This window comes from Kribbella sp. NPDC058245, assembly GCF_042882005.1.
Classification (GTDB): Bacteria; Actinomycetota; Actinomycetes; order Propionibacteriales; family Kribbellaceae; genus Kribbella.
Genome location: NZ_JBHVWY010000006.1, coordinates 300,112 through 325,874 on the forward strand (window position 1 = coordinate 300,112; position 25,763 = coordinate 325,874).

Below are 25,763 nucleotides of genomic sequence, written 5' to 3' on the forward strand. Positions count from 1 at the left end.
GTCTTCCCCGCACCGCAACCACAGCCCGTCAGCCATAGGCGACGGGGAGCGCGGTAGCCGACCGGAACATCCCCCCCGCCACCCCATTGCCCCGCCCCCCCGTCTTTCCTCGGCCTCCCCCCCCCCCTCCCCCCCCGCTACCACTCCAGCGCCGACTTCAGCGACGTACGACGTCTGACACGAACGGGACGAGCATCAGATGACCGAGACCCCAGTTTCTCCTGGACACGACCGGATCGAGCCACTCGATCTGCAGACGGAAATGCAGCAGTCGTACCTCGACTACGCGATGGCCGTCATCGTCGGCCGCGCGCTGCCCGAGGTGCGCGACGGCCTGAAGCCGGTGCACCGGCGCATCCTCTACGCCATGTACGACGGCGGCTACCGGCCCGACCGCGGTTTCTCCAAGTGCTCGCGCATCGTCGGTGACGTGATGGGTCAGTACCACCCGCACGGCGACTCGGCGATCTATGACACCCTGGTCCGGCTGGCGCAGCCGTGGGTGATGCGCGCGCCGATGATCCAGGGCCAGGGCAACTTCGGTTCCCCGGGTAACGACCCGGCCGCCGCGATGCGGTACACCGAGTGCCGGCTCGCCCCGCTGGCGATGGAGATGGTGCGCGACATCGACCAGGAGACGGTCGACTTCCGCCCCAACTACGACGGTCGCTCGCAGGAGCCGGTGATCCTGCCCAGCCGCTTCCCGAACCTGCTGGTGAACGGCTCGGCCGGTATCGCGGTCGGCATGGCGACGCAGATCCCGCCGCACAACCTGCGCGAGGTCGCTGCCGCCGCGCAGTGGTGCCTGGAGCACCCGGACGCCACCCAGGAAGAGGTCCTGGCGGCGTGCATGGAGAACATCAAGGGCCCGGACTTCCCGAACGGCGCCCTGATCGTCGGCTACAAGGGCATCGACGACGCCTACCGCACCGGCCGTGGGTCGGTCACGATGCGTGCGGTCGTCGACATCGAGGAAGACGCCAAGGGCCGGACCAGCCTGGTCGTCAGCCAGCTGCCGTACATGGTCAACCCGGACAACCTGGCGCAGAAGATCGCCGAGCTGGTGAACACCGGCAAGATGACCGGGATCGCCGACATCCGTGACGACACCTCGTCGCGAACCGGTCAGCGCCTGGTGATCGTGCTCAAGCGTGACGCCCAGCCGCGCGTCGTACTGAACAACCTCTACAAGCACACGCAGCTGCAGGACACCTTCGGCTGCAACATGCTCGCGCTCGTCGACGGTGTCCCGCGCACGCTCAGCCTGGACCTGTTCATCACGCACTGGATCGACCACCAGATCGAGGTCATCCAGCGCCGGACGCGCTACCGCCTGCGCGAGGCCGAGAAGAACGCACACATCTTCCGTGGTTACGTGAAGGCGCTGGACGCGTTGGACGAGGTCATCGCACTCATCCGCCGCAGCCCGGACGTGGAAGAGGCGCGCCAAGGCCTGATCAGCCTGCTGGAGATCGACGAGATCCAGGCCCAGGCGATCCTCGACATGCAGCTGCGCCGGCTGGCCGCCCTGGAGCGGCAGAAGATCGTCGACCGGCTGAACGAGCTCGAGGCGATCATCGCCGACCTCGAGGACATCCTGGCCGACCCGGTCCGGCAGCGGAACATCGTCCGCGACGAGCTGGCCGAGATCGTCGAGAAGTTCGGCGACGACCGCCGTACCGAGATCATCGCCGCCGACGGCGACCTGTCCGTCCAGGACCTGGTGCCGGACGAGGACGTGGTCGTCACGATCAGCCGCGGTGGGTACGCCAAGCGCACCAAGACCGACCTCTACCGCACTCAGAACCGCGGCGGTAAGGGTGTTCGCGGCGCGACGATGCGGGCCGAGGACGAGATCGGCCACTTCTTCACCACCACGAACCACCACTGGATGCTGTTCTTCACCACCAAGGGCCGGGTCTACCGGGCCAAGGTGTGGCAGCTGCCCGAGTCGGCGCGCGACGCCAAGGGTTCGCACGTCGCCGGCCTGCTCTCGTTCCAGCCGGACGAGGAGATCGCGCAGGTCCTGACGCTGCGCGACTACGAGCAGGAGCCGTACCTGTTGCTGGCCACCAAGCGTGGTCTGGTGAAGAAGACGGCGCTGACCGACTACGACTCGGCCCGGCAGAGCGGCATCATCGCGGTCAACTTCCGCGACGATGACGACGAGCTGATCGGCGCCGAGATGGCGTCGGCCGAAGACGACCTGATGCTGGTCTCCAAGAAGGGCCAGTCGATCCGGTTCACCGCGAACGACGAGCAGCTCCGCCCGATGGGCCGGGCCACCTCCGGCGTCACCGGCATGAAGTTCCGCGACGGCGACGAGTTGTTGTCGATGGCGGTCATCCGGGCCGGCTCGGAGGAGGACGCGCAGTTCGTCTTCACCGTCACCGACGCCGGGTACGCCAAGCGGTCGAAGGTGTCGGAGTACCGGCAGCAGGGTCGCGGCGGACTCGGCATCAAGGCGGTCAAGCTGAACGACGAGCGCGGTTCGCTGGTCGGCGCGATCGTCGTGGTCGACGAGGACCAGGTGCTGGCGATCAAGGCCAGCGGTCAGGTCGTGCGCAGCCGGGTCGACAGTGTGCCGGTCAAGGGCCGGGACACGATGGGCGTCCGGTTCGCCGGTGTCGGCGAGTCCGACGCGGTCGTCGCGATCGCCCGGAACACCGATCTGACCGTCGAAGGCGTGGACGACGCGGAGGCTGTCGAGGGTGCCGAGGGTGCCGTCGTGTCCACGGATGCCCAGGATGTGGACGCTTCGACAACCGAAACCCCGTCTGGGAGCGTCACTACTACCGACGAGCGTTCGACGGATGTGAACGGCCCGGCTACCGTCGAAGACGACGAAGCCGGCCAGGAGGGTAACTGATGACCAACCGCGCGAGGCCGACCTGGCCCGAAGGTGCGGACAGCTCCAAGTCTCAGCGCCCCGCGCCGAGCGGGAAGCAGTCCACTCCGGCCACTCCGGCCTCCAACGGTCGCTCCGGCGGCGCCACCCCGAACGGGCAGCGTCCGGCCGCAGAGCTCCGCCCGCAGCAGCAGCGGCCGGGCACCGCCGGTGCCCCGGTCCGCCCCGCGCAGCAACCGCCGGTCCGCCCGGCGGGCCAGCCCGGCACGACCCGACCCACCCCAGCACCCAGTACGCCGGGCCGCCCGGAACCGTGGTCCCCCGCGGGAACGACCACACCAGCAGCCGGCGGATCGTCGTACGGGCTGACCGGGAAGACTGCCGAGAAGACCGAGACCTTCGGTGACAAGGTCAGTGCGGCCCGCCAGGCCGTCATGGACAAGGCAGCCGCTGTCACCGGCAAGTCCGACAGCGAAAGCGTGGAGCTCGGCGACGGCAAGCTCTCCGGCCGCTCGCAGACCCGCAAGGCCCGCCTGCGGATGTCGCGGATCGACCCGTGGTCGGTGATGAAGACGGCGTTCCTGCTCTCGATCGCCTTCGGCATCGTGACCTGGGTCGCAGTCTTCATCGTCTGGTCCGCGATCGGTGCCGCCGGTGTCTTCGACAACATCAACAGCACCGTCACCGAGGTGCTCGGCAACCCGAACACCGAGCCGTTCCGGATCGAGAACTACATCAACACCGGCAAGGTAATGGGTTTCACCACCCTCCTCGCCTGCGCCGATGTGCTGATCATCACGGCCCTGGCCACCCTCGGATCCTTCCTCTACAACATCGCCGCCACGCTCCTGGGCGGCCTCGAAGTCACGCTCGCGTCGGAGGACTGAGACCTCCCGGCCGGGCCTGTTGGGGTCCGGCCGGAACCGGTTTGGGAGACAGGCACCTGGTGCGGTAATCTCTCCCAGGTTCGACCCCGTAGATACGGGCCTATAGCTCAGTTGGTTAGAGCGCTGCCCTGATAAGGCAGAGGTCACTGGTTCAAATCCAGTTAGGCCCACCAGATCGTGAAACCCCCGATCCGAGGAGTCCCGCGGTGCTGAGAAAGATCCTGCTGGTGCTCCTGGCCGGCATCGGTGGATACTTCGCTTACAAGAAGACCCAGCAGTCCCGCGCCGACAAGGACCTCTGGGCCGAGGCCGTCGACCCGGTCACCCCGGGTCGCTGACCACCCCACCACGGGGGCGTAGCTCAACTGGCAGAGCACTGCCTTTGCAAGGCAGGGGTTAGGGGTTCAAGTCCCCTCGTCTCCACGAAGGCGATAGGCGAGGTGTGTTCGCGGAAAGCGCGAACCTCCTCGCCTTCGTCATTTGTGCGGCTTCGCTTCGCTCGCCGCGAGCGGGGGCTTCGCCACCCGCACCCCCTTCGGCCTCGCTTCGCATCGGCCTCTGGTGGCTGGGCGCCGCGGTTGGGATCTACCTTTCCCGCGCGGGGAGTGCGGGTGGTGGGTGTTGCTGGCTACGCGAGTTCGGTGTTTTCTGCGAGCCAGCGGCGCCAGCTTGCGAGGGTTACCGCCATCTCGGTGTCGTCCAGGACGGTGAGCACGTACGCCGCCCTGAGGCGCACTGCTCCATCAGCTGACGTCCGGCATCCGTCGAGCGCAGCTCGAAGCTCCGGACCGTCAACGCGTCGCGCCAGGGCTGCGTACCAGCGGTCCTCGCATCGGTGGCGTCTCGACACCGCGTGGGTAACGAGCTCGACGAGGTGAGCGCGATTCGACGCCGGCACGCCGGCCCGGATGAAGCTTCGAAGGATCTGCTGCTTGGTACCCCAGGGAGACCAGGGAGCAGCCTCCCGCCACTCCACGGGATAGGCGGCCTCCCACCGCAGGAACAGCACCGCATACGGCGCGAGCAGCTCGAAGGTCGCCATTCGGTCGGCATGCCACGAAGCCTCGACGAACCTCCGCAGAACGCCAGAGAAGGTGTTGTCGAGTGCATCCCGTTGCGCAGCGTTGTGCCGGTCGAACGCCGCCTTGAGAGCGGGCGTCGCCGAGAAGTCGAAGCTCTTTCCGTTGGACCACCACATGGCGTTGCTGCGATCGAGTGCTTCGCCCCACTCGGCGATGTACCGGTTGTAGCGCAGCTTTGCGGTCCTCCGTCCGGCCGACTCCGGATCAATGAAGTCGAAGAGCCACCGAAGCCGCCGCTCGTGGATCCAGTGCACACCGAGACCATAAGCGCGGAGGAATGTCGGCGTACAAGCGTTTTGTGAATCGTCCTCCGCGGCGGGTGGACAGGGATCAGGTCACTCGTCATGAGGTCGCGAGCGCTCAGTCCAGCGGGGCCGACCATTCGGTGGCGGGGAGAAGTTCGCGGAGGCTTGAGGTTCGGTTCCGTCCTAGGATCACTTCGGCATCGAGGTTTGCCGGGTCTATCTGGTGGATGAACTCTCGGCAGCGGCCGCAGGGTGGTACGACGTGCACCTTGCCTTCGTCCTCGCCTCGCCAGACGGCCACGATCTTCGCGATCTTGTACTCGCGGGCGGTCACCATTGCGGCGATGGCAGCGTGCTCGGCACAGAATCCCGTACCGGAAGTGGTGTCGATACAGACACCGACGTACACGTTGCCGGCGTCGGTGATGAGTGCCGACGCCACGTCGCCGAAGAGTCGATCACCGACCAGGTGGGGATTCAGCACGGCCACGGCCGCCTCGATGAGGTCGTCGTTGCTTCGACTGGTCACGCACGGGAACCTAGCAACCTCGGCCAGCTCACGGCCACGGGATTTCGGCAGGTCTGCGGCGGTTCGTCTCTGTCGTGTTAGTCGGCTTCTTGCTTGATGTAGTCCGGTTCGGGGTCGGTGGGGAAGCGGACTGTGTTGATAGTGGTGGAGCCGCTGAGCCAGGCCTTGGCGATGCGGTGGCCGCCGTCCATGAGGCGGCCGTCGGCGGAGAGGATGACGGGGTAGCTGAGGTCTGCTTTCTGGATGCGATCGGCGTGCTGGGCGACCATGCGGCAGGTGACGGGGCCGTCGCCGAACCAGCAGTTCTCGTCGAACTCCTTGATGTTGTCGATCAGGACGGGCTCGATGGGAAGGCCTGCTGCCAACTCCCAGAGGCGTTCGGTGTTGTAGAAGGCCCGACCGCCCGGCACGGGGCGTGAGTGTTGTTGAGGCATCGCACCATCATCACGCGGGCTGTCCGGGCGCGCGTCCTGTTTGATCCCTGCCCGCATGGTGTTCGAGGGTGGCGGAAGTGTGGCCTGCCACAACCGATGCACTAAGGACTGCAGGTATGGGTCTGCGACTGGGCTTGCGGGCGAGAGCACGCGGAGGCGGGGTCCGGCGTAGCGGACTACGTGCAGTCGTTAGTGGACCCGCTCAGGATCCGTACTGGTTGGGGAGGGAGGGCCAGCGGTGGGTGGCCCAGTGGGACCAGGTGGGGTGGGGCGATGGGGGTGGTGGGATGGGGCGGCCGGCTAGTTCTGTGGGGGTGGGAGGTTGGAACTGGGCTCGCCATTGGGTGAGTTCGGCGTCGGTGATGGGGAAGGTTTGGTGGGGGGTCGTGGTGAAGCGGCGGAGGACGCGGTGGCGCTGTTCTTCGGGGGTGATGGGGAGATAGACGACCTGGCTGTCGACGCCGAGGGTGGTGGCGATCGAGCGGAGGGCGGAGCGTTCGTCGGTGCCCCAGAAGCCGAAGTCGAAGACCACGTTGGTGCCTAGCTGGGCGGCTCGGAGGCCTAGCTCGATGAGCTTGCCTTCGACGAGGTCGCGTTTGTCCGGCGGGTTGTCGCCGTCGAAGAGCGCGATCTGCCACTCGTCGGGAGTGAGGCGCAGGGCCGGCGCGGTCCGCTCGAGGTGTTTGGCGTGGGTGGTTTTCCCGGCGCCGGGGAGACCGACGATCAGGTAGATGGTGGTCATTGGCCGTCGTTCAGCGGGTGCAGGTCGGTGGGGGTCAGGACCCAGTGGAAGCCGTACTTGGGAGTCGCCGCCCGGTCGATGGATTCCGGGGCGAAGTACTCGGCGATGAGGTCTTGCAGGCGTTGGTGAAACTCGACGGCCCTGGCGTACGCGACGCGGCCGCCGTGCTCGCCGCTGCCCTGCACATAGGTAGGGCCGAACATGCCGGCCTCGGCATCCGCGAAGGCCTGTTGATAGTCGTACGTCGTGCGCCCGGGCAGGACCGTGTAGTCGTCAGTGGTGGGTTGCGGGCTTGCCAGATAGTCGATGCCCTGCTGGGTTCGGAACCAGCGGCCGTCGGATTCGGTAACCAGGCCGGCGGCAGCAAGCTTTGTCAGGTACCAGAGCACGCGGGCATCGGTGACGTCGAGCTCGTCGGCTAGCCCGGACAGTGACCTCGGCGAATCGAGCAGGCTGACGATGCTGCGCGGGAGGGCTGAATGCATTGAACGACCTTAGGCCTGCGAACGCCTACGGGGCAGGTGAATTCCAACTCGTTGGTGCCCTGCGGGCGGGGTCGTGGCGATCGACGGACTCCGCCGCACCACCGTCGCCTCTCTGTGCTTCTCCTCCGGGCATTTGAGGGGAGATCCCCTCGATTTGCTCGTTCTCTGTCCAAAATTTGAGGGGAGAAGGAGCCATTTCAGGGGAGGTCCGTTGAAATGGCCGAGGGTGCGGTAGGTGGTGCGGACGTGGCTGGGGTACCACGACCATCGGGACGAACTGTTCGCGCAGGAAGGGCAAACGCCTGCCGTCCGCGCGCGCACGATTGGCGAGCCATTGATGAGCTACCGGTCGGCTGGGGGTTGAAGCCAGCGGTGGTGGTCGGGTGGGTTCACGTTGCTGCCGCAGATGATCGTGACGACGTGGCGGTCGGCGAAGCGGGTGGGGTTCTCGAGGAGCGCCGCCAGGCCTAGAGCGGCGGAGGGTTCGGCGACGAGGCCGGCGTGGGTGGCGAGCAGGCGGACGCCGGTGATGATGGACGACTCTTGAACCAGTACGGCGTCGTCCGCGACCTGGAGGAGGTCGGTCAGGACCTCGGGGATCGGGCGTCGGCCGGCCACACCGTCGGCGATCGTGTTGGTGGACTCGGTCGTGATGACGCGGCGTTCGTGCCAGGACAGCGTCATGGCGGGAGCACCGGCGGGCTGCACGCAGACGACGTCGACGGACGGCGCGAGCTCCTTCAGTACGTGGCCGATTCCGGTCGCCATCGCACCTCCACCCAGCGCGATCAGCACAGTGTCGAAGGCGACTCCCGACGAGAGCAGCTCCAGGCCGATGGTGGCTGCGCCCTCGCAGGTCTCGAGGTCGAGGCTGTCCTCGACGAGCCGGACGCCGGTAGTCCGGGCGATCTCCGCGGCGCGGTCGCGAGCCAGTTCGTGGTCGCCGTCGACCAACTCCAGGGTGGCGCCGAGGGCGCGGATGCGCTCGAGCTTGGCCGGCGTCGCGAAGCGCGAAGCGACGACGGTGATGTCGAGACCACGCTTACGGCCCGACCACGCGAGGGCCTGACCGAGATTGCCGGCGCTGGCGCAGACCGCGGCGTTCCCCTCAAGCCCGTCAACGACCAGTTCGGTGCCGCGTCCTTTGAAGCTGCGCACCGGGTTCGCCGTCTCGAGCTTGATGCTCACCCGGCCGTCGAACGGAAGCGCCTCGCACTCGTAGAAAGGCGTATCGAGAAACACCGGGTCGATGACATCGCGGGCCGCACGGATCCGGGCAGTGTCCAGGCGCGTCTCCACTCCCCCAGCGTCTCACGCACAATCAGGGGATGACCTTCGTGCGCTACCAAAGTCCGGTCCCCGATCGGCGCGGTCGGCGGATCGGCATCTTCGGTCTCGTCAACTCGCTCGGCCACCGCGGACTCCTCACCGCCGAGGAGGAGGACTTCCGCCGTACGGCGAACGCCTGGTACGACGCCACGTACACGGACCCGTCGACTGTCGACCCGGCTGTTTACGCGGACAATCTATTGGCGGCAGCCTGGTTCCGCCTGACGGCTACACACCTCTTCGACCCGATCCCGCAGTACCTCGCGATCCTCGTCGCCCACAACCTCCCGTGCGAGCGCTACGAGTCGGCCGACCCCGGCCGCGTCCTCTACGAGGACGAGCACCAGATCGTGGTCGTCCCGCACGCGCCCGACCCCGAGGAGCCGACCACCATCATGTGGTTGCCACCGGCTCCTTTGAGTCGAGCGTAGGCCGGTTGGGTGGGGAAGGTGGACCGGATTGGACCTGGCCGCCACGACATACCGAGCGGCAGGGTGGTTGGCAGTCGACGGTGGGAGTTCGGATGTATGTGCCTGCGCATTTTGCTGCTGATGAGGCTGTGGTCGAGGAATTACTGACGCGGCATGGGGCGGCGGATCTGGTGACGATGACGGACGGCGGGCTGGTGGCGACGATGCTGCCGTTTGTGTACGACGCCGAGCGGAGGGTGCTGCAGGGGCATCTGGCGCGGAACAACGAACAGTGGCAACGGCCCGCCAGGGGTGAGGCGCTGGTGATCATGCACGGGGTCGACTCGTATGTGACGCCGAGCTGGTACGCCGCCAAACGGGAGCACGGGCGCGTCGTACCGACGTGGAACTACGTCACGGCGCATGTGTACGGCGAGCTGACCGTGCACGACGACCCGGAGTGGGTGGGCGAGCTGGTACGGCGGTTGACCGGTCTGCACGAGGGGTCGCGGAGCGAGCCGTGGTCGGTTGAGGACGCGCCGGAGAAGTTCGTGAACGGGCAGCTCCGGGCGATCGTGGGCGTGGAGCTCGCCATCACGCGGGTCGAGGCGAAGGTGAAGTTGTCGCAGAACCGGTCGGCCGCGGATGTCGACGGGGTGATCGCGGGGTTGCGGGCGGACGGGGACGAGCGGGCGGCCGCGGCGGTCGAGGAGCACCGCCCGACCTGATCGGGACGTAACGTCGGACCACGCTCGGACCAAGTACTTCCGACTGCGACGGAAGGACGGACGTGACCGAGATAGCCGAGATCGGGCGAGATCCCGAAGTGTTCGAGGGGTTCTACCGCGAACACATCGAGCGGATCCAGCGGTTCGTGGCCCGGCGGGTGGATGACCCGTACCTGGCGGCTGATCTGACCGCGGACGTGTTCCTCGCCGCGATCGACGCGGCGAGCGGGTACCGCGCGAACCTCGGTACGCCGACCGGCTGGCTCTACGGGATCGCGCGGAACGTGGTGTCGGCGGAGAAGCGCCGGCAGGCACGGGAGCTGCGGGCCAATCAGCGGGTCTCGGGTCGGCGGCTACTCACCGCGGACGACGTCACTCGGCTGGAGGAGCGGATCGACGCCGAAGCGTCGGCTCGGGCGTTGCTGCAGGCGATGGGCGAGCTGCCGGACGGCGAACGCGCCGCGCTGGAGTTGGTCGCGCTGGACGGGCTCCCGCTGGCGGATGCTGCGCGGGTGCTCGGCATCCGCCTCCCGACGTTGCGCGTCCGCCTGCATCGGGCGCGCGGCCGGCTCAGGTCGCAGTCACTCCACTTGGTACCGACTCACCCGGAGATGACCCCATGAACACCTTCGAAGACAAGCTCCTGGCCGAGCTCCGCACGGTCGTCGCCGAGCGGCCGGTCGACATCCGCCGCAAGCGCCCGAAGCGGCTCCTGGTCGGGATCGCCGCCTGCCTGACCCTCGCGGCCGGTACGGCGGTCGCCGTACCGATGCTCGGTGGTGAGCACACGACCTCTCCCGCGTATGCCGTCGTCACGCAGCCCGACGGCACCGTGCGGGTGACGATCTACCGGGTCGAGGACGACAAAGGACTGCAGAAGCGACTGCGGGCGGCCGGTATCCCTGCCGTGGTGGACTTCATCCCCAAGGGCAAGTTCTGTCGGCGGACCCCGTCCGGGGAATCATCGGGATCCAGATTCCAGGTCAAGTGGCTCAATGACGCAACGACCGGGCAGATCGGGACCCTGGTGCTCCGACCTGCCGACTACCGAGGGGCGACGCTGTTGCTGGAAGGCGAAGGGTTCGGACCGCGGGAGCGGCTGCTGTTCGCGGCCCCCAAGACCGGGTCGTTCGGGCCGTGTGTTCCGACGGACGTGCCGAAGCAGCGGTGAAGCGCTAGAGCAGGCCGCGACGAAACGCCTCGGCGACGGCGGAGGCCCGGTCGGGGGCGCCGAGTTTGGCGTAGATGTTGATCAGGTGGGTCTTGACCGTGGCCTCGCTGATGAACAGGTGAGCGGCGCTCTCGCGATTGGTGTTGCCGGCGGCGACCAGTCGCAGGACGTCCAGCTCGCGGGGCGTCAGCAGGGCAGGTGCGTGGTGGGCGAGGATGTCGGCGACGGCGGGCGCGAGCGTGGAGCGGCCGGCCGCGGCGGCGCGGACTGCGCGCAGGAGGTCCGCGCGAGGTGCGTCCTTGAGCAGGTAGCCGGTGGCCCCGGCATCGAGAGCCGGTACGACGTGAGTGTCCGTGTCGTAGGTGGTGAGCACCAGCACGCGGGCGGTGCTGCCGCGGTCGGCGAGCTGCCGGATCGCGTCCAGCCCGCCGACACCGGGCATCTGCAGGTCCATCAGGATCACGTCCGGCCGGAACACCTCGGCCAACTGGATCGCCTCCGCGCCGTCGCCCGCCTCACCCACCACCTCGAACTCCGGATCGGCGGCGAACATCCCGCTCAGCCCGTCGCGGACGACCGGATGGTCGTCGACGATCAGCAACCGGATCATGCAGTGGCTCCTCGGATCGGCAGGTTGACGGCGATCGTGGTCCCGGTCCCCGGTTCGCTCTCGATGGCGAGGGTTCCGGCGAGTGACTCCACGCGTTGACGCATGGCCGTGAGGCCGAAGCCGCCCTCAGTGGGTGCAGTGGTGAAGCCGGTGCCGTCGTCGCGGACGTCCAGGGCAACCTGGGCGTCCAGGTAGGAAAGGGTGACGCCGACGCGGGTGGCGGCCGCGTGTTTGGCGATGTTGGCGAGGGACTCCTGGGCAGCTCGGAGCAGCGTCGCTTCGAGAGGCTCCGGCAGTGGGAGCGGGATACCGGTGACTGCGAAGTCGGCGGGGATCGTGGTGAGGCCGGACCAGCGGCGCGGGATGGTTTCGAGGGCGTCGGCCAGCGATGCGGTCTGCAGCGGCTCGGGACGGAGGGCGTTCACTGAGCGGCGGGCTTCGGTGAGGCTCTCGCGCGCCAGGCTCATGGCGGCGTCCAGATGGCGTTGGCGGTCGTCTGCGTGCTCGGCCGCTTGGAGCTGGGTGATGATGCCGGTCAGACCCTGGGCGAGGGTGTCGTGGATCTCGCGGGCCATGCGTTCGCGCTCGTCGCGGACCCCCAGTTGGTGCTGCAGCACGGCGCGCTGCCACTCCAGCCACGCGGCCAGGCACATCGCCAGCACGTTCACGGCGACGACCGCGGCGTACGTGAGCCAGCCGTACCAGGAGTCCTTCGGGATGCCGTAGGCCTGCGCGGTGGCCGCCACCACGCCCACCGCGGTGATCGCGGCCAGCCGCCACGGCCACGGCAGCAACCCAAAAGCGTAGAAGTACCCCGCGGGTGTGAGGAACCCGAACCACGGGTCCCGCAGCACCAGCCAGCCCATCAGTACGACGAACCCCGCCAGGAACACGCCCATCGCGACCGGCCGCTCCCGCCAGGCGGGACGCAGCGTGAAGCCGAACAGCATCCACACCGCGGTCGCCGTACAGAGGGCCAGGTCGGCGCCGAACGGTCGCGAGTCGGACTGCCTGATCAGCACCGTGACGGCCGCCAGGACGGCGAGCAGGACGTACGGCACCACGGTCAGGCGGATCGGCCATACCCGCTCGCTCATGCGCGCCTCCTCACGCTCCAGTGAACACCGAGCGCAGGTGCTTGCCGTTGACCAGCAGCACCACGCCGAGCAGGAGCAGTCCGCAGATCGCCTGCTCGACCTTCATCCAGACCGGGAAGGTGCCCGGCAGGACGTCGATGACCACGATCGCGACCAGCATGATCGCGGAGACGAGCCGCAGCCGGAGAAAGGCGCGCGCCGAGCCGCGGGCGGCGCGGCGGGCGAAGGACAGGGTCAGTACGGCGCTCGCGACGACGATCGTGCCGCGCGTCCAGACCGCGGTGTTCACTGCCGCGGTGTTGTTGCGAAGGGCGACGATGCCCGCGAGCGTCAGCACGCTGACGGCGAGATAGGCCGCGATCAGCAGGGTGACGCTGCGCCAGGCGGCGGTGGTCCGGGGGTCTTCGAGATTGATCGACATGTCTCCACTGTCGATGCCGTGCCCGGTTGGCACCTCCACCGATCGGTGGATCCGCATCGCAAAAGATCGTTGCCTTGAGCACCTATATGCTGTGACAGTTTGTGCTCGGTTTGTCACGGGTTGTTTGCGGCTGCGTGCAGATGTCCGGACAAGCCTGGTGGTTGGTGCACGCGACGGCAGATCGTCGAAGAGAGGAAGAGATCGAGGCAGGCGGTCGACCACGGGAGGGTCCGACGAGTGCTCGAGACTTATCGCGGCATCCCACATCTACTCGACACCTGGCTCGTGCTGACCGGCATGGCACTGCCGGTCGCACTCTCGTCGCTGCGGCGGCCGGGGGCCTGGGCCCCTCGCCTCGCGGCGTTCGGGATGCCGGCGGCCTTCGCGCTCGTGCTGGCGGCGACGCTGAGCCCGACGCCGCACCGGATCAGCTCGGTGGTCGGCCAGTGCGGCACGCACCTGGCGACGACCGGCGGGCTGACCTCGGAGCAGGGTCTGCTCAACGTGCTGCTGTTCATCCCGGCCGCCGGGCTGCTGGCGCTGGCGAGCGGCCGGCCGGGAGACGGCATCGCCGCCGGGATCGGGCTGTCGGCCTCGGTCGAGGCGGTCCAGGCGCTGATCCCCCAGCTCGGCCGGTCCTGTCAGTTGCATGATTTGATCGCCAACACGGCGGGTGCCTTCTGCGGCGTCGGGGTGGTGGTCGGAGTACAGTCCATCGCGCGGCGCAGTCATCTGGTGCCCAGCCCGTACGTCGTCGAGCACGCGGCCATGGTCGTCGTACGGCCCCGGACCCCCGCGCGGCACCTCCGCCCGGCGCCGGTCGCCGCGAAACCGTCCAACGGACTGCGCCCGATGGTGCGGGTCCGCTGAGCTGACGAAGTAGGAAGTTATCCGGAAGGTTATCCACAGCTTGTGGGTAACCCGGGGGATGACGGCTCAACTACGTAAAGTTATCCACAGGCTAGGGTCGGACATCCAGCCCCAGAGCGGTCGCCACCACCATCGCCTGGGTTAAATCGATCCGCGCATCGCGCAGTACGACGGTCAGCGGGTCGAGCGTCGAAAGGTCCGAGCCGCGGAGATCGGCCCCGGTGAAGTCGGCCCGCTGGAGCGATGCCCCGGACAGATCCACATCCCGCAGGACCGCTTTGGCGGCGCGGACACCGGTCAGATCCGCCTCGCGCAGCTTCGTGCCGTGGAACTCGGTCCCGCGCAGGTCCGCGCCGGGCAGGCCGGTGAACGACCAGTCGCCGCCGGAGACCTTCAGCAGGTTGTAGGTGCAGTCGTCGAAGAAGCTGCCGACCAGCTTGCACCCGGTGAACGTGGTGTCGAACAGAGAGCAGCGGACGAAGGTGCAGTTCACGAACGCGGCGTCGGTGTGCGTCGACGCGTTGAACCGCACCCCGCGGAACGTGCACTCCTCGAACACCCCACCGCGGTTCTCCACCTCGGTCAGGTCCGTGTCGATGTACTGCACCCGCCGATAGGTCTCGCCCGACGGCTCCGGATCGTCCCACTCGCGCACCGTCGACTCCGTGGGCACCCCACTACGCCTACTCATGACCTCACCCTCCCATCCGGAGCCGACAGTCAGTTGTAATGCTTACGAGTCAGGTTGTGATGGTGCCGCCGGAGAACGTTCAGCGGACCGACAACTACGGGCCGCACGATGGAGGAGTGAGCGGATCAGAGCGGGTGATGGTGTTCGGCGCCAGTGGATTCCTTGGTGCCCGGATCTGTGCGCTGCTCGCCGATCGGGGCGTCGAGTACCGCGGACTGAGCCGGAATCGGGGTGAACCACACCTGCGCTGCGACCTGGCGACGATGCATTCGTACGCGCTGGAGACCCAGATCGGCCTCTACAAGCCGACGGTGGTGATCAACGCGGTCGGTGCGACCGAGGGTGACGCGGCCGGCCTGGTCGCCGCGAACGTCACCGCGGTCGAGGCGTTGCTGGCCGCGACTCGCGACAATGCCGGGCATGCGCGGTTCGTGCAGCTCGGTTCGGCGGCCGAGTACGGCGGTGGTCCGCACGGCGCGAGTCAGACCGAGGGGGCTGCGCTCCGGCCGACCGGACCGTACGGGCTGACCAAGCTGGCTGGTTCCGAGCTCACCGTCCGGGCCCAGCGCAACGGCGCCGATGCCGTCGTACTGCGGGTCTTCGACGTGCACGGGCCTGGAGCGCCGGCGACGACGGTGACCGGCCGGGTGATCGAGGACCTCCGTGACCGGCAGCAGATCGATGTCGGGTCCCTCGACGTCTGGCGGGACTTCATCGACGTCCGCGACGTGGCGGAGGCGGTCCTCGCGGTCGCGCTGACGGACGCCAAGCTGCCGGCCGTCCTGAACGTCGGTACCGGCCGGGCGACGCTGGCCCGCGACGTGGCCGGTCAGCTGTTCGAGCTGAGCGGCCAGCCGGCCCGGATCGTCGACGACCCGATGCAGGACGGCGTACTGGGTGCGCCGTGGCAGCAGGCCGACATCGGACTGATCGGTGAGCGGCTCGGCTGGTCGCCGAAGATCGCGCTGGAGCAGTCCCTCGCCGACAGTTGGGCCGCACCCCGGGCAGACTGAGCGCGTGGAGATCCGCTCGAGCTGCCAGCCCGCACCGGATCGCCGACCGCCCGCAGTGAACGAAGACCTGGTCCTGACCGGTCCTGACTTCGCAGTGGTGCTCGACGGCGCCACTCCGTTCCCCGGCGTGGACTCCGGTTGCCAGCACACAGTGGCCTGGCTGGTCGGTCGAATCGCCCGGTACGTCGCTCCGCCTCTACTGACCGCGTCGACCGCGCCACTGCCCGACGTACTGGCTGAGGCGATCGCTGCAGTGTGCGCAGAGCACACGGACACCTGTGACCTCACCAATCGGGACAGTCCGTCGTCCACAGTCGCCATGGTGCGCGTCTGGCCGGACCGGGTCGAGCATCTGGTGCTCGCCGACTCACCTGTCGTCTACCGCGCCCCCGACGGAGGCGTGACTGTCCACAGCGACGACCGGCTCGAGCACCTGCCCGAGCGAACAGTCGAGAGCGTCCGCCGGCTCCGCAACGCCCCCCGACGGCTTCTGGGTGGCGAGCACCAACCCCGAGGCGGCGTACCAAGCAGTCACCGGTACGACGGACCGCGGCGAGGTCGCGGCGATCGGCGTACTGAGTGATGGTGCTTCCCGGTACGTCGAGCAGTACGGGCACAGCTGGTCCGACCTGATGACTGTGCTCACCACCGAAGGACCGGCGGCGCTGATCCGTCGAGTCCGCGCGTACGACGCGGCCGCCACCGCAGTCCGCTGGAAACGGTACGACGACGCGACCGCGGTCGTGCTCTACGACAGCGGCCGGTACGACGGGAACGATGGCGGTCGGTAGTCCTGGATGGGGACGAAGGGCGGCGGCGTGGCGCGCTGCTGCTGCCACTGACCGATCTGGAGCATCAACAGGGCTGAGGCCGCCGTGGCTACGACCATCAGCAGTGCAGCCACCGTGAAGCCGATGTCGACCCAGAGGGCGACCTGCACCATCACGTCCTGCAGACCGTAGAACGAGACACTCTGATCCGCATCGTCGGTCGACTGCACCAACTTGACGAAGAAGACGATGGTGGCGACGAGCGCGGCCAGCAGACCAGTCATCACGATCACCCAGTAGCCGCACCAGCTGGCCCACCACGCGTAGAGCAGCGCACGAATCCGTTGGCTGCGGGCAGCACCTGGTTGCTCCAGCGGTTCGCTGGCGACGACGACGTCCTCGACGAGCTGTAGCGGATACCAGAACTGAAGGACCGGGCAGAACCACGCTCCGATCAGCCAGCCGGCGTTGTGCCGGTGCAGACCCTTGCCTGGTGGCAGCGGGTTCGCCGGCGGTCGCGGGGCGAAAGCCGAGTTCAGGAAGTCGGTGTTCTCCCGGGCGTACCAGAGCCAGAGCAGATAGGCGATGCACGTCCCGAACATCAGATAGCCGAGGATCTGGACGACCCAGCCGCCGCCGGCGATCGTGCGCACACTGGTGTCGAACTCTTCCTCGGTGAGGTTCAGGAAGATGAAGTTCTTGACCTCGTCGTAGGACCGCCACATCAGGACCGACTGGAGTGCGGTGAGCACAGCGGTCAGCCCCATCAGCGCGATCGCGACGATGGCAGGCGTGCGCAGCCGCCGGTAGCGCGGCGGCACGATCTGGTACGGCCCGTACCGAGGCGGCCCCGGATAGGGGTACGGCTGTGTCATCGTCATCCTCCCCTCAGCAACGGTAGCCGCAGAGGGGAGCGCTCAGACCGCCGCGAACGCCTCCCGGACGGCGGGGAGAGCCAGCTCACGGTCTGCGGCGGACAGCCCGATCCGGGTTCGCCGGTCGAGGACATCGTCCTCGTCGAGCGCGCCCTCGTGCCGCACCGCGAACAGCAGCTCCGCGTACGTCGTCCTGAGACCGGCCGCGATCGGGTCCGTCGAACCGCCCTCGAGGACGGTCGGTGCCTCGACGCCGTACCGCTGGACGAACCGTGGCGGCGCGGCCACGGCAGCGAGCCGGACCCGGTCGGCCGCACCGACCAGCGGGATCCGGTGGGTCAGACAGGGACGCTGCGGGTCCAGATCCGACTGGTCGAGCGCGGTGTCGAGTGCGTCCTGCGCCATCCGCCGGTAGGTGGTCAGCTTGCCGCCGACGATCGTCACCAACCCGTCCGGCCCGGTGATCACCGCATGTCGCCGGGAGATGTCCGCCGTCTTGTTGTCGTGCCCAGTGTCGAGCAGCGGCCGCAGTCCGGCGTACGTGCCGAGCAGATCGGCCCGGGTGAGCGGCAGCTGAACCGCACGGTTGATGGTGTCGAGCAGGAAGTCGATCTCGGCCTCGGTCGCCTGCGGTACGTCGCTCACCGGGCCAGGCGCGTCCTCGTCGGTCAGACCGACGTACACGCGCTCGTCCGGCGCGGGGATCGCCATCACCGCTCGGCGCAGCTCGCCCGGCACCGGCACGGTCAGTACGGCGGACAGTCCACCGAAGGCAGCCTGTGGAAAAACCAGGTGGCTTCCTCGGCTGGGCCGGAGCTTGATGCCGTCGGTGATCTGGCCGGCCCAGATCCCGGCGGCGTTGACGACCACCGTCGCATCGACGTTCAGACGGTTTCCGGTCAGCTGGTCGACCAGTACGGCGCCTTGGCCGGTCACCTCGGTGGCCGCGACCCGGGTCAGCACGCGAGCGCCGTACTGGGCGGCCGTCCGCGCGATCGCGATCACCAGCCGGGCATCGTCGTACAGCTGGCCGTCCCAGGTGAGGAAGCCGCCGCGCAGACCCTCGGGCCGAAGCGTCGGTGCGTACCGCATGACCTCGGCCGAGCTGACTCGGCGCGAGTGCGGCAGGTAGTCGTCGCTGGTCCGTGCGAACGTGCGCAGGAGGTCGCCACCGAGGAACGCGCCACGCACCAGCGCTGCCTGCGAAGCCTTTGCCTGCGGCAACCAAGGTGCGAGCTGCGGAACCGGGTGCACGAGGTGCGGCGCGGTCGTCTTCATCAGGATGCCGCGCTCGACGGCGCTCTCGTAGGCGATGCCGACGTGGCCGGAGGCCAGGTAGCGCAGGCCGCCGTGCACGAGCTTCGAGCTCCAGCGGCTGGTCCCGAAGGCCAAGTCGTGCTTCTCCACCAAGGCAACGGTCAGGCCGCGAGCGGCCGCGTCCAGCGCGACTCCGGCGCCGGTCACGCCACCGCCGATGACCAGGACGTCGACCTTGCCGGTCGTCTCCAGCCAGTCGAGCTCGCGGGTCCGGCGGGCCGCATTCAGGCTCGCGTTGCCAATGGAGGAGATCATGGCCTGAGGTACTTGTTCAGCATGTCGCGGAGCTGCTCGTCGAGCTTCGGGTACTCCTCCTTCGAGGCCATCACCGGACCGGACACGGCCGAGGCGAGCGACACCAGGATGATCTGCCGGGCCAGCCAGACGTAGTCGCCGTCCTGGATCGAGCCGTCCTCCTGACCGGCCTTGATCCCCGCCTCGACCAGCGCCAGGTGCGCGACCGTGCTGCTGCCGCGGCGCTCCAGCAGGTACGGCGTGAGGAACTCGGGGTCGAGCTCGATGATCTTCCGCATCAGCGGGTGCGTCCGGGTGTGCGCGACCACCTCGACCACGCCCTCGACCAGGCGGGTCCGGCCGTCGGCGGCGTCCGGTGAGAAGGCCGACATCAGCGCGGTGGTCCACTCCCGGGTCATCAGGGCGGCGACCACGGCCTGCACGTTCGGCCAGCGCCGGTACAGCGTCGCGCGGGAGACCTCCGCGTGCCGGGCGATGTCGGCCATCGTCATCCGGCGCATCCCGATCGCGAGCAACAGCTCGTACGCCGCGTCCAGGATCCGCTCCTCGCCGATCGCATTGGCCGGCGTGGGACGACTACTGGTCTCGGACCCTGATTCGCTGCTACGCTGAGACATCACACGTCAGAGTGTATCAGCGACTCGACGCCCGGGGACAGTCCTGGGCAGGTGGAATCAGGGGTTTCATCTGCCCAGGACGCTACCCCGGCAGGCGAGTGATGAGGAGCCCACATGACCGAATCAGACCTGCCGGTGGTGCAACTCACGCCTGGACGGTGGGGCGACCCTGAGGTCTCGGTCGAGGTGCCGGCTCCGGCGCTGGCCGCGCTGCACCACCTCGGTGTACGGCGGCCTGAGTCCGGCCCGGTCGCTCCGACCGATCGCCCGGGGCTGTCGGCCGAGCAGGTGGCCGTCCTGGCCGGTGTCGTCGGTGCTGAGCATGTGTCGACCGAGCTGGATGCCCGCTGGGCGCACACTCGCGGTTACTCGACTCCTGACCTGCTGCGGCATCGCGCCGGCGACACCTCGGACATGCCCGACGCCGTCGTCTTCCCGGCCGACCATGACGAGGTGCTGGCGCTACTGGCCGCGTGTGCCGAGCACGAACTGGCCGTCGTCCCCTACTCAGGCGGTACGTCGGTCGTCGGCGGGCTCGCGGCGTCCCGGCGGTTCGCGACGGTGGATCTCGGCCGGCTGGATCAGCTGCTCGAGATCGACGACATCTCGCGGACGGCGACGCTGCAGGCCGGTGTGCGTGGTCCCGCGGCCGAGGCGCTGCTCGCGAAGCACGGCTACACGCTCGGACACTTCCCGCAGTCCTACGAGGGCGCAAGCATCGGCGGGTACGCCGCCGCTCGGTCCAGCGGGCAGTCGTCCGCGGGCTACGGCCGGTTCGACCAGATGGTGGTCGGGCTGACGCTGGCGACGCCGCGCGGGACGGTCGAGCTCGGCCGGGCGCCGATGTCGGCCGCCGGGCCGGATCTGCGCCAGCTCGTGCTCGGGTCCGAAGGAGCCTTCGGCATCATCACCTCAGTGGTGGTCCGGGTCCGCCCGCGTCCGACCGAGCGGCATTTCGAGGGCTGGCGGTTCGACACCTTCGACGAAGGACTGACCGCCGTACGGCGATTGGCGCAGGACGGGCCGTTGCCAACCGTGCTCCGGTTGTCGGACGAGGCTGAGACCGCGGTGAACAACCCGGGTGGTCCCGGCGGCGCACTGGCGATCATCGGCTTCGATGGTCCGTACAAGCAGGCGACTGGTGACGTCCTGGCCGCGGCTGGTGGTCAGAACCTCGGTGAGGAGGTCGGTGAGGCTTGGCGGGTCGGCCGGTACAAAGCGCCGTACCTGCGGGATCCGTTGCTCGACGAAGGCGCACTGGTCGAGACGCTTGAGACTGCAGCGTTCTGGTCGCGCATTCCCGCGCTGAAGGCTGCAGTGACCGACGCACTGGTGAAGGCGCTCAGCGATCAAGGCACTCCGCCGCTGGTGCTCTGTCACGTCTCACATGTGTACGAGACCGGCGCCTCGCTGTACTTCACGATCATCTGCGCGCAGAACGATGAGCCGATCGACCAGTGGCACAAGGCGAAACTCGCAGCGAACGCTGCGATCGCGAAAGCCGGTGGGACGATCAGCCACCACCACGGTGTCGGGACGGATCACCGGGAGGCCTACGCCATGGAGATCGGCCCGCTGGCGGTCGAGGTGCTGCAGGCGGTCAAGGGCGTCCTGGATCCGGCGCGGGTGCTCAATCCTGGGATCCTCTTGACCTCAAGTTAACTTGAAGTATGACAGTTGCGGGCATGACTCCTGAACCCGCCAACCGTCCTGTTGCACTCATCACCGGCGCCTCCGCCGGCCTCGGACTCGCGCTCGCACACGGTCTGGCCGATCGGGGCTGGACGCTGGTCATCGACGCTCGTGGTGCCGACGCGCTCAAGGACGCGGCCGACGCCCTCGCCGACCGGACCGACGTCGTACCGCTTGCCGGCGACGTGACCGATCCTCAGCACCGCACTGATCTGACTGACGCGATTGCCGAGCTCGGCCGGCTCGACCTGCTGATCAACAACGCGAGCTACCTCGGGCCCAGTCCCCTGCAGACGTTGGGCTCTGCCGACCTTGACGAGCTGCGCCGCGTCTATGAGGTCAACGTGGTCGCACCACTCGCTCTGACGCAGGCTCTGCTCCCGCAGCTCACCTCGGCGGCCGGAGTGGTGGTCAACATCAGTTCCGATGCAGCAGCCGAGGCCTACGAAGGCTGGGGTGGTTATGGCTCGGCCAAGGCCGCACTCGACCACGTATCCCGAGTTCTCGGCGAAGAGCACAAGGCACTGGCCGTGTACGCCGTTGACCCGGGCGATCTCCGTACGGCGATGCATCAGGCCGCCTTCCCCGGTGAGGACATCTCGGACCGGCCCGAGCCGGCGACCGTCGTACCGGCGTTTCTGGCGTTGCTGGACCAGCGGCCGGCGAGTGGTCGCTACCGCGCGGCCGAGTTCGCACCGGCGGTGGCCTCGTGACAGTGCATCCCCAGACGAGATTCGTCTTACCTGACTCGCTGAACGCCACCGAACCACCGGAAGCGCGTGGACTCGCACGGGATCAGGTGAAGCTGCTGGTCGCGGAGGGGTCGACCATCACGCACACCCGCTTCGACCGGATCGGTGACCACCTCCGGCCCGGCGATCTCCTGCTGGTGAACACATCTGGCACGCTGGCGGCCGCAGTGGACGGCACCTGGATCACGGGCGCCGGGGTGGCACCTGTGGTCGTGCACTTCTCCACTGCACTCGACGACGGCAACTGGGTGGTCGAGCTGCGCAACGGTGGCGCACCGATGTTCGGCGGTACGTCGGGCGACCAGGTGGAGCTGCCACGCGGCATCCTCACGCTGCTGGCTCCCTACCAGTCGGACTCCAACCGCCTGTGGCGAGCCAAGCCCCCGGTGACCGACATGGTCGGCTACCTGCAACGGCATGGGCGTGCGATCACCTATAGCTACGTGAACAAGCGCTGGCCGATCGCGTCGTACCAGACTGTCTTCGCACGTGACCCTGGCAGCGCCGAGATGCCCAGTGCGGCGAGGCCGTTCAGTTTCGAGCTGGTGAGCCGGCTAGCCGCTCAGGGTGTGCTGATCGCGCCGATCACGCTGCACTGCGGCGTCTCCTCGCTGGAGAGCCACGAACCGCCGTTGCCCGAGCGGTACGACGTACCCGAGCACACCGCGCGACTGGTGAACTGGGTGAAGGGCAACGGCGGTCGCATCGTGGCAGTGGGAACCACTGCGGTCCGCGCGATCGAGTCAGCGGTCGCAGCCGACGGCTCAGTCGTCGCCGCGCGCGGCTGGACCGACCTCGTCCTCGGACCCGGCCACCCCGCTGCCGTCGTCGACGGACTCATCACCGGCATGCACGCTCCCGAGGCCTCCCACCTGCTCCTGCTGGAGGCCGTGGCGGGAGGTGGCACCGTGCAGCAGGCCTACGACGCGGCTCTGCATGAGCGGTACCTCTGGCATGAGTTCGGAGACAGCTGCCTCATCCTTCGCTGAAGCAGCCTTCGCTGAAGCAGCCTTCGCTGAAGCAGCCTCCGCTGACGCCGGCGCCGGTTCGTTACCGGGCCGGGCGCGCTTGTTCACTGCGCGTGGGCTCATCGAACAGTCCTAACCGCCTGGGTCCCCCGTCGGGACGTGCCTCTATAGGACACGGCTCGGCCGGAAGATGTCACGGTTCTTGACCCAACCGAGCGCCAATTGTGGCCTAGCCCGTTTTCATTTCCCGCCCGTTCACCCCACTGTCACCCAGTAACGCTGGTCGCCAATTGAACGGATCTCCCCTCAAGTTGACCCTTCTCTGCCCAGATTTTGAGGGGAGAACCAGCAACCTCAACGGATATCCGTTGAAACGGCCCGGGGCCGGACCTGAACCGGTTTGGGGAGGATGTGGGCCGGGCTCGAGCGGGTTTGGGGAGGTTTCAGGACTGATTCGGGGGGCGGGTCCTCCCCATAGCCCCTTCGCGGACGCTGCCCGTCCTCCCCGAACCGGTTTGGGGAGGGGCTCGGTCCGGTCGGGGCGAGCATCCACCCCACGCTCGTACGACGGCCCCCGCGCTGCTGCACGGGTCGACCACGCCGAGAACTCCGGCGTACCGATCACACTGCGCGCTAGCGGCGGGCTTTCTTGCGGCGGCGTTCGGTGTCCTGGAGGAAGAGCCAGGCGACCGCGGCGCCGGTGATGAACCCGCCGAGGTGACCTTCCCAGGAGATGTTCGGGATCAGGAAGGAGAGGACGGCGGTGACTGCGACGTAGCCGAGGATCCAGGTGACGTCGAGGTTGCGGGCGCGGCTGACGACCAGCAGGGCGCCGACCAGGCCGAGGACCGCGCCGGAGGCACCGAGCGTCGCCGTACCGGGGGCGCTGAGGATCCAGACCGCGACGCTGCCGCCGAGGGCGGACAGCAGATAGAGGATCGTGAAGCGCAGGCGGCCGAGCATCTGCTCCAGCGGCGGACCGATCTGCCACAGCATGAACAGGTTGGAGAAGATGTGGAAGATCTGCACGTGGGTGAAGGCCGACGTGAGCAGGCGCCACGGCTCGGACTCGGTCAGGACCGGGACCATCACCAGATCGCTCAGCAGTTGCGGGCTGCCGACCCGGACCGCGATGAACACGAGCACGTTGATCGCCAGCACGGTCATCGTGATGACCTGCGGGTTACCGCGCTGGATACCGCCCAGCGAGGTGCGGGCGCGCGGGATCGACCGAACGCCTTCGTTGAAGCAGCTCGGGCACTGGAAGCCGACCGCGGCGCTGTTCATGCAGTCCGGGCAGATCGGGCGGTCGCAGCGCTGGCACCGGACGCCGGCGGGCCGGTTCGGGTGCCGGTAGCAGACAGGGCCGGCAGGCGGTTCGGTCACGCGGTGGTCCTCCGGGAACAGGCGGCGGGACCGGTCCGCTGACCGGTCCCGCGGGGTGGATCAGGCGTTCTTGCGCTCGATGACCACGTGGTTGATCACGACCGGCTCGATCGGCCGGTCGGCGGCCGCGGTCGGAACCACCGCGATCTCGTCGATGACCTTGCGCGACGCGTCGTCGGCGACCTCGCCGAAGATCGTGTGCTTGCGGTTCAGGTGCGGCGTCGGCGTCACGGTCACGAAGAACTGCGAGCCGTTGGTGCCCTTGCCGAACTGGATGCCGGCGTTCGCCATCGCGAGCAGGTACGGACGGTCGAACTGCAGCTCCGGGTGGATCTCGTCGTCGAACGAGTAGCCGGGCGTACCGGTGCCGGTGCCGAGCGGGCAGCCGCCCTGGATCATGAAGCCCTTGATGACGCGGTGGAAGCCCAGGCCGTCGTAGAACTTCTCGTGGCTCGGCTGCCCGGTCTGGGCGTCGGTCCACTCCTTGGTGCCCTCGGCCAGACCGACAAAGTTCTCCACGGTCTTCGGTGCCTGGTTCGGGAACAACCGGATGACGACGTCACCCATCGTCGTCTGCAGGGTTGCGTACAGCTCTTCGGCCACGGGAGTCGCTCCTCGGTAGTTACATCTGACGCCATCGATCCTGTCACGTCCGGGCAAGAATCCGCGGTACCGGGGGTTTGACAGGTGGGTACGGCTACGATGCAGATGAGACCGGATTTGTCCAGAGCGGTATCAGTTGCGTCCATGGAGGGCACTGTGGGTTTGAGGAAGTCCAAGGGCCGGATCGAGATCGCCAAGGATCGGGTCCGGCCGTTCGCCGAAACGGCGTCGGAGAAGTTCGGTCCGGCCGTGGGCACCGCACGGGAGAAGGTGTCGCCGTACGCGGAGAAGGCTGTCGAGCGGGGCGCGCACCTGGCCCACGTCGCGGTCGAGAAGGCCGGGCCGCGGATCGACGACGCCCTGTCCAAGGTGGGACCTGCCACCGAGCAGGCCGCCGAGAAGGCCCGTGAGCGGTTCAACGACGACGTGCTGCCGAAGGTTTCCGCGGCGCTCGCGTCGCTGGCTGCCGCAGCCGAGCCGGTGATCGAGGAGAGCTCGCGCCGGGGCAAGGCCACCAAGGCCGCGCTGCGCGGTGAGATCGACGCACCGAAGAAGAGCCACAAGCTCCGTACGGCGGTGCTGCTGCTCGGCTTCGGCGCGCTCGCAGCCGCAGCCGTCAAGAAGCTGCTGACCCCGCCGGAGCCGGCCTGGCAGTCGACGCCGACCAGCGGTCGCGACTACAGCTCGGCGGCGGCCCCGCGTCCGGAGACTTCGAACGGCCACACGGCTCCTAAGACGGAGACGCCGAAGCCGGAGGCTCCGAAGGCGGAGACCCCCAAGGCCGACGAGGCCAAGGTGGAGGACGAGGTCAAGGCCGCGTCCAACGGCACCGCGAAGAAGGCCACCACCCCCAGGAAGTCGACGGACACCAAGCCGTCCGATTCCTGATTCAGTACCGCAATCACGAAGGGCCGCTTCCCTACTGGGGTAGCGGCC

At 68.2% G+C, this 25,763-nt stretch carries 30 protein-coding genes and 2 tRNA genes; 17 read left to right on the forward strand and 15 right to left on the reverse strand.

Going from position 1 to position 25,763, the window contains the following annotated elements:
• Positions 1-199: 199 nt before the first annotated feature.
• The 5 genes from gyrA (at position 200) to ACFVWG_RS16480 (ending at position 4,158) form a co-directional block, all read left to right on the forward strand.
• Complete coding sequence (gene gyrA / locus ACFVWG_RS16460; protein ID WP_391544121.1) at positions 200-2,869, forward strand: DNA gyrase subunit A; 2,670 nt, start codon at positions 200-202, stop codon at positions 2,867-2,869.
• Positions 2,869-3,735 (forward strand): DUF3566 domain-containing protein, encoded by an 867-nt coding sequence (locus ACFVWG_RS16465; RefSeq protein WP_391544122.1) that lies wholly within the window; start codon positions 2,869-2,871, stop codon positions 3,733-3,735. Before gyrA ends, ACFVWG_RS16465 begins: the two co-directional genes overlap by 1 nt.
• 96 nt (positions 3,736-3,831) lie before the next feature.
• Positions 3,832-3,908: transfer RNA gene (locus ACFVWG_RS16470), tRNA-Ile, on the forward strand.
• A gap of 33 nt (positions 3,909-3,941) precedes the next feature.
• Complete coding sequence (locus ACFVWG_RS16475; protein WP_238176512.1) at positions 3,942-4,073, forward strand: DLW-39 family protein; 132 nt, start codon at positions 3,942-3,944, stop codon at positions 4,071-4,073.
• 12 nt (positions 4,074-4,085) lie between these two features.
• Positions 4,086-4,158, forward strand: a tRNA-Ala gene (locus ACFVWG_RS16480).
• Positions 4,159-4,363: 205 nt separating this feature from the next.
• Here the strand turns inward: ACFVWG_RS16480 and ACFVWG_RS16485 are convergent.
• From ACFVWG_RS16485 to ACFVWG_RS16510, 6 genes are all read right to left on the reverse strand, one after another.
• Complete coding sequence (locus ACFVWG_RS16485; RefSeq protein WP_391544123.1) at positions 4,364-5,071, reverse strand: hypothetical protein; 708 nt, start codon at positions 5,069-5,071, stop codon at positions 4,364-4,366.
• A gap of 106 nt (positions 5,072-5,177) precedes the next feature.
• Positions 5,178-5,591 carry a cytidine deaminase family protein gene (locus ACFVWG_RS16490; RefSeq protein ID WP_391544124.1) on the reverse strand — a complete coding sequence of 138 codons (414 nt, stop codon included), beginning with the start codon at positions 5,589-5,591 and terminating at the stop codon, positions 5,178-5,180.
• 77 nt (positions 5,592-5,668) lie between these two features.
• Positions 5,669-6,082 (reverse strand): hypothetical protein, encoded by a 414-nt coding sequence (locus ACFVWG_RS16495; RefSeq protein ID WP_391544125.1) that lies wholly within the window; start codon positions 6,080-6,082, stop codon positions 5,669-5,671.
• A 145-nt stretch (positions 6,083-6,227) separates the two neighbouring features.
• Positions 6,228-6,767 carry an AAA family ATPase gene (locus ACFVWG_RS16500; RefSeq protein ID WP_391544126.1) on the reverse strand — a complete coding sequence of 180 codons (540 nt, stop codon included), beginning with the start codon at positions 6,765-6,767 and terminating at the stop codon, positions 6,228-6,230.
• Positions 6,764-7,252, reverse strand: a complete 489-nt coding sequence (locus ACFVWG_RS16505; RefSeq protein ID WP_391544127.1) for a hypothetical protein — start codon at positions 7,250-7,252, stop codon at positions 6,764-6,766. Before ACFVWG_RS16505 ends, ACFVWG_RS16500 begins: the two co-directional genes overlap by 4 nt.
• A gap of 342 nt (positions 7,253-7,594) precedes the next feature.
• Positions 7,595-8,551: a threonine/serine dehydratase gene (locus ACFVWG_RS16510; RefSeq protein WP_391544128.1), complete on the reverse strand. Its 957-nt coding sequence runs from the start codon at positions 8,549-8,551 to the stop codon at positions 7,595-7,597.
• Between the two features lie 29 nt (positions 8,552-8,580).
• Between ACFVWG_RS16510 and ACFVWG_RS16515 the strand changes: the two genes are divergently transcribed.
• The 4 genes from ACFVWG_RS16515 (at position 8,581) to ACFVWG_RS16530 (ending at position 10,890) form a co-directional block, all read left to right on the forward strand.
• Positions 8,581-9,012 (forward strand): hypothetical protein, encoded by a 432-nt coding sequence (locus ACFVWG_RS16515; protein ID WP_391544129.1) that lies wholly within the window; start codon positions 8,581-8,583, stop codon positions 9,010-9,012.
• Positions 9,013-9,104: 92 nt separating this feature from the next.
• Positions 9,105-9,719, forward strand: coding sequence for an FMN-binding negative transcriptional regulator (locus ACFVWG_RS16520; RefSeq protein ID WP_391544130.1), 615 nt, complete (start codon positions 9,105-9,107; stop codon positions 9,717-9,719).
• A gap of 62 nt (positions 9,720-9,781) precedes the next feature.
• Complete coding sequence (locus ACFVWG_RS16525; RefSeq protein WP_391544131.1) at positions 9,782-10,342, forward strand: RNA polymerase sigma factor; 561 nt, start codon at positions 9,782-9,784, stop codon at positions 10,340-10,342.
• On the forward strand, positions 10,339-10,890 hold the full coding sequence (locus tag ACFVWG_RS16530) for a hypothetical protein (protein WP_391544132.1): 552 nt from the start codon (positions 10,339-10,341) through the stop codon (positions 10,888-10,890). Before ACFVWG_RS16525 ends, ACFVWG_RS16530 begins: the two co-directional genes overlap by 4 nt.
• Positions 10,891-10,894: 4 nt before the next feature.
• Here the strand turns inward: ACFVWG_RS16530 and ACFVWG_RS16535 are convergent, their stop codons facing one another.
• The 3 genes from ACFVWG_RS16535 to ACFVWG_RS16545 are packed head-to-tail and all read right to left on the reverse strand — an operon-like array spanning position 10,895 to position 13,018.
• On the reverse strand, positions 10,895-11,500 hold the full coding sequence (locus tag ACFVWG_RS16535; RefSeq protein ID WP_391544133.1) for a response regulator: 606 nt from the start codon (positions 11,498-11,500) through the stop codon (positions 10,895-10,897).
• On the reverse strand, positions 11,497-12,597 hold the full coding sequence (locus tag ACFVWG_RS16540) for a sensor histidine kinase (RefSeq protein WP_391544134.1): 1,101 nt from the start codon (positions 12,595-12,597) through the stop codon (positions 11,497-11,499). Before ACFVWG_RS16540 ends, ACFVWG_RS16535 begins: the two co-directional genes overlap by 4 nt.
• A gap of 10 nt (positions 12,598-12,607) precedes the next feature.
• The gene (locus tag ACFVWG_RS16545) at positions 12,608-13,018 is read right to left on the reverse strand and encodes a hypothetical protein (RefSeq protein ID WP_391544135.1); all 411 of its coding nucleotides are present in this window, start codon (positions 13,016-13,018) and stop codon (positions 12,608-12,610) included.
• A 237-nt stretch (positions 13,019-13,255) separates the two neighbouring features.
• Between ACFVWG_RS16545 and ACFVWG_RS16550 the strand changes: the two genes are divergently transcribed.
• The gene (locus tag ACFVWG_RS16550; RefSeq protein WP_391544136.1) at positions 13,256-13,888 is read left to right on the forward strand and encodes a VanZ family protein; all 633 of its coding nucleotides are present in this window, start codon (positions 13,256-13,258) and stop codon (positions 13,886-13,888) included.
• 91 nt (positions 13,889-13,979) lie between these two features.
• On the opposite strand, the gene ACFVWG_RS16555 is transcribed toward ACFVWG_RS16550, so the two are convergent.
• A complete protein-coding gene (locus ACFVWG_RS16555) occupies positions 13,980-14,579 on the reverse strand; it encodes a pentapeptide repeat-containing protein (RefSeq protein ID WP_391544137.1) in 600 nt (199 codons plus the stop codon).
• 116 nt (positions 14,580-14,695) lie between these two features.
• Here ACFVWG_RS16555 and ACFVWG_RS16560 point away from each other — a divergent pair, with 116 nt between their 5' ends.
• Genes ACFVWG_RS16560 through ACFVWG_RS16570 form a run of 3 tightly spaced genes read left to right on the forward strand, consistent with a single transcriptional unit; the run spans position 14,696 to position 16,383 of the window.
• Positions 14,696-15,592 carry an NAD-dependent epimerase/dehydratase family protein gene (locus ACFVWG_RS16560; protein ID WP_391544138.1) on the forward strand — a complete coding sequence of 299 codons (897 nt, stop codon included), beginning with the start codon at positions 14,696-14,698 and terminating at the stop codon, positions 15,590-15,592.
• 4 nt (positions 15,593-15,596) lie between these two features.
• Entirely contained in the window at positions 15,597-16,175 is a 579-nt protein-coding gene (locus ACFVWG_RS16565; protein WP_391544139.1) for a protein phosphatase 2C domain-containing protein, read from the forward strand.
• Entirely contained in the window at positions 16,087-16,383 is a 297-nt protein-coding gene (locus ACFVWG_RS16570) for a hypothetical protein (RefSeq protein ID WP_391544140.1), read from the forward strand. Before ACFVWG_RS16565 ends, ACFVWG_RS16570 begins: the two co-directional genes overlap by 89 nt.
• Here the strand turns inward: ACFVWG_RS16570 and ACFVWG_RS16575 are convergent.
• Genes ACFVWG_RS16575 through ACFVWG_RS16585 form a run of 3 tightly spaced genes read right to left on the reverse strand, consistent with a single transcriptional unit; the run spans position 16,341 to position 19,426 of the window.
• The gene (locus ACFVWG_RS16575) at positions 16,341-17,237 is read right to left on the reverse strand and encodes a DUF4328 domain-containing protein (protein WP_391544141.1); all 897 of its coding nucleotides are present in this window, start codon (positions 17,235-17,237) and stop codon (positions 16,341-16,343) included. The two genes, ACFVWG_RS16570 and ACFVWG_RS16575, sit on opposite strands and share 43 nt — an antisense overlap.
• Before the next feature lie 42 nt (positions 17,238-17,279).
• Positions 17,280-18,809: a glycerol-3-phosphate dehydrogenase/oxidase gene (locus tag ACFVWG_RS16580; protein WP_391544142.1), complete on the reverse strand. Its 1,530-nt coding sequence runs from the start codon at positions 18,807-18,809 to the stop codon at positions 17,280-17,282.
• Complete coding sequence (locus ACFVWG_RS16585) at positions 18,806-19,426, reverse strand: TetR/AcrR family transcriptional regulator (protein ID WP_391544143.1); 621 nt, start codon at positions 19,424-19,426, stop codon at positions 18,806-18,808. Before ACFVWG_RS16585 ends, ACFVWG_RS16580 begins: the two co-directional genes overlap by 4 nt.
• Positions 19,427-19,540: 114 nt before the next feature.
• Here ACFVWG_RS16585 and ACFVWG_RS16590 point away from each other — a divergent pair, with 114 nt between their 5' ends.
• The 3 genes from ACFVWG_RS16590 to ACFVWG_RS16600 are packed head-to-tail and all read left to right on the forward strand — an operon-like array spanning position 19,541 to position 22,859.
• Positions 19,541-21,088 (forward strand): FAD-binding oxidoreductase, encoded by a 1,548-nt coding sequence (locus ACFVWG_RS16590; RefSeq protein WP_391544144.1) that lies wholly within the window; start codon positions 19,541-19,543, stop codon positions 21,086-21,088.
• A 23-nt stretch (positions 21,089-21,111) separates the two neighbouring features.
• Entirely contained in the window at positions 21,112-21,831 is a 720-nt protein-coding gene (locus ACFVWG_RS16595) for an SDR family NAD(P)-dependent oxidoreductase (RefSeq protein WP_391544145.1), read from the forward strand.
• Positions 21,828-22,859, forward strand: coding sequence for an S-adenosylmethionine:tRNA ribosyltransferase-isomerase (locus ACFVWG_RS16600; RefSeq protein WP_391544146.1), 1,032 nt, complete (start codon positions 21,828-21,830; stop codon positions 22,857-22,859). Before ACFVWG_RS16595 ends, ACFVWG_RS16600 begins: the two co-directional genes overlap by 4 nt.
• A 612-nt stretch (positions 22,860-23,471) precedes the next feature.
• Here the strand turns inward: ACFVWG_RS16600 and ACFVWG_RS16605 are convergent.
• On the reverse strand, positions 23,472-24,224 hold the full coding sequence (locus tag ACFVWG_RS16605) for a rhomboid family intramembrane serine protease (RefSeq protein WP_391544147.1): 753 nt from the start codon (positions 24,222-24,224) through the stop codon (positions 23,472-23,474).
• Positions 24,225-24,284: 60 nt separating this feature from the next.
• Positions 24,285-24,827 (reverse strand): peptidylprolyl isomerase, encoded by a 543-nt coding sequence (locus ACFVWG_RS16610; protein ID WP_391544148.1) that lies wholly within the window; start codon positions 24,825-24,827, stop codon positions 24,285-24,287.
• Between the two features lie 156 nt (positions 24,828-24,983).
• Here ACFVWG_RS16610 and ACFVWG_RS16615 point away from each other — a divergent pair, with 156 nt between their 5' ends.
• Positions 24,984-25,715 carry a DUF5324 family protein gene (locus ACFVWG_RS16615; RefSeq protein WP_391544149.1) on the forward strand — a complete coding sequence of 244 codons (732 nt, stop codon included), beginning with the start codon at positions 24,984-24,986 and terminating at the stop codon, positions 25,713-25,715.
• Positions 25,716-25,763 lie beyond the last annotated feature (48 nt).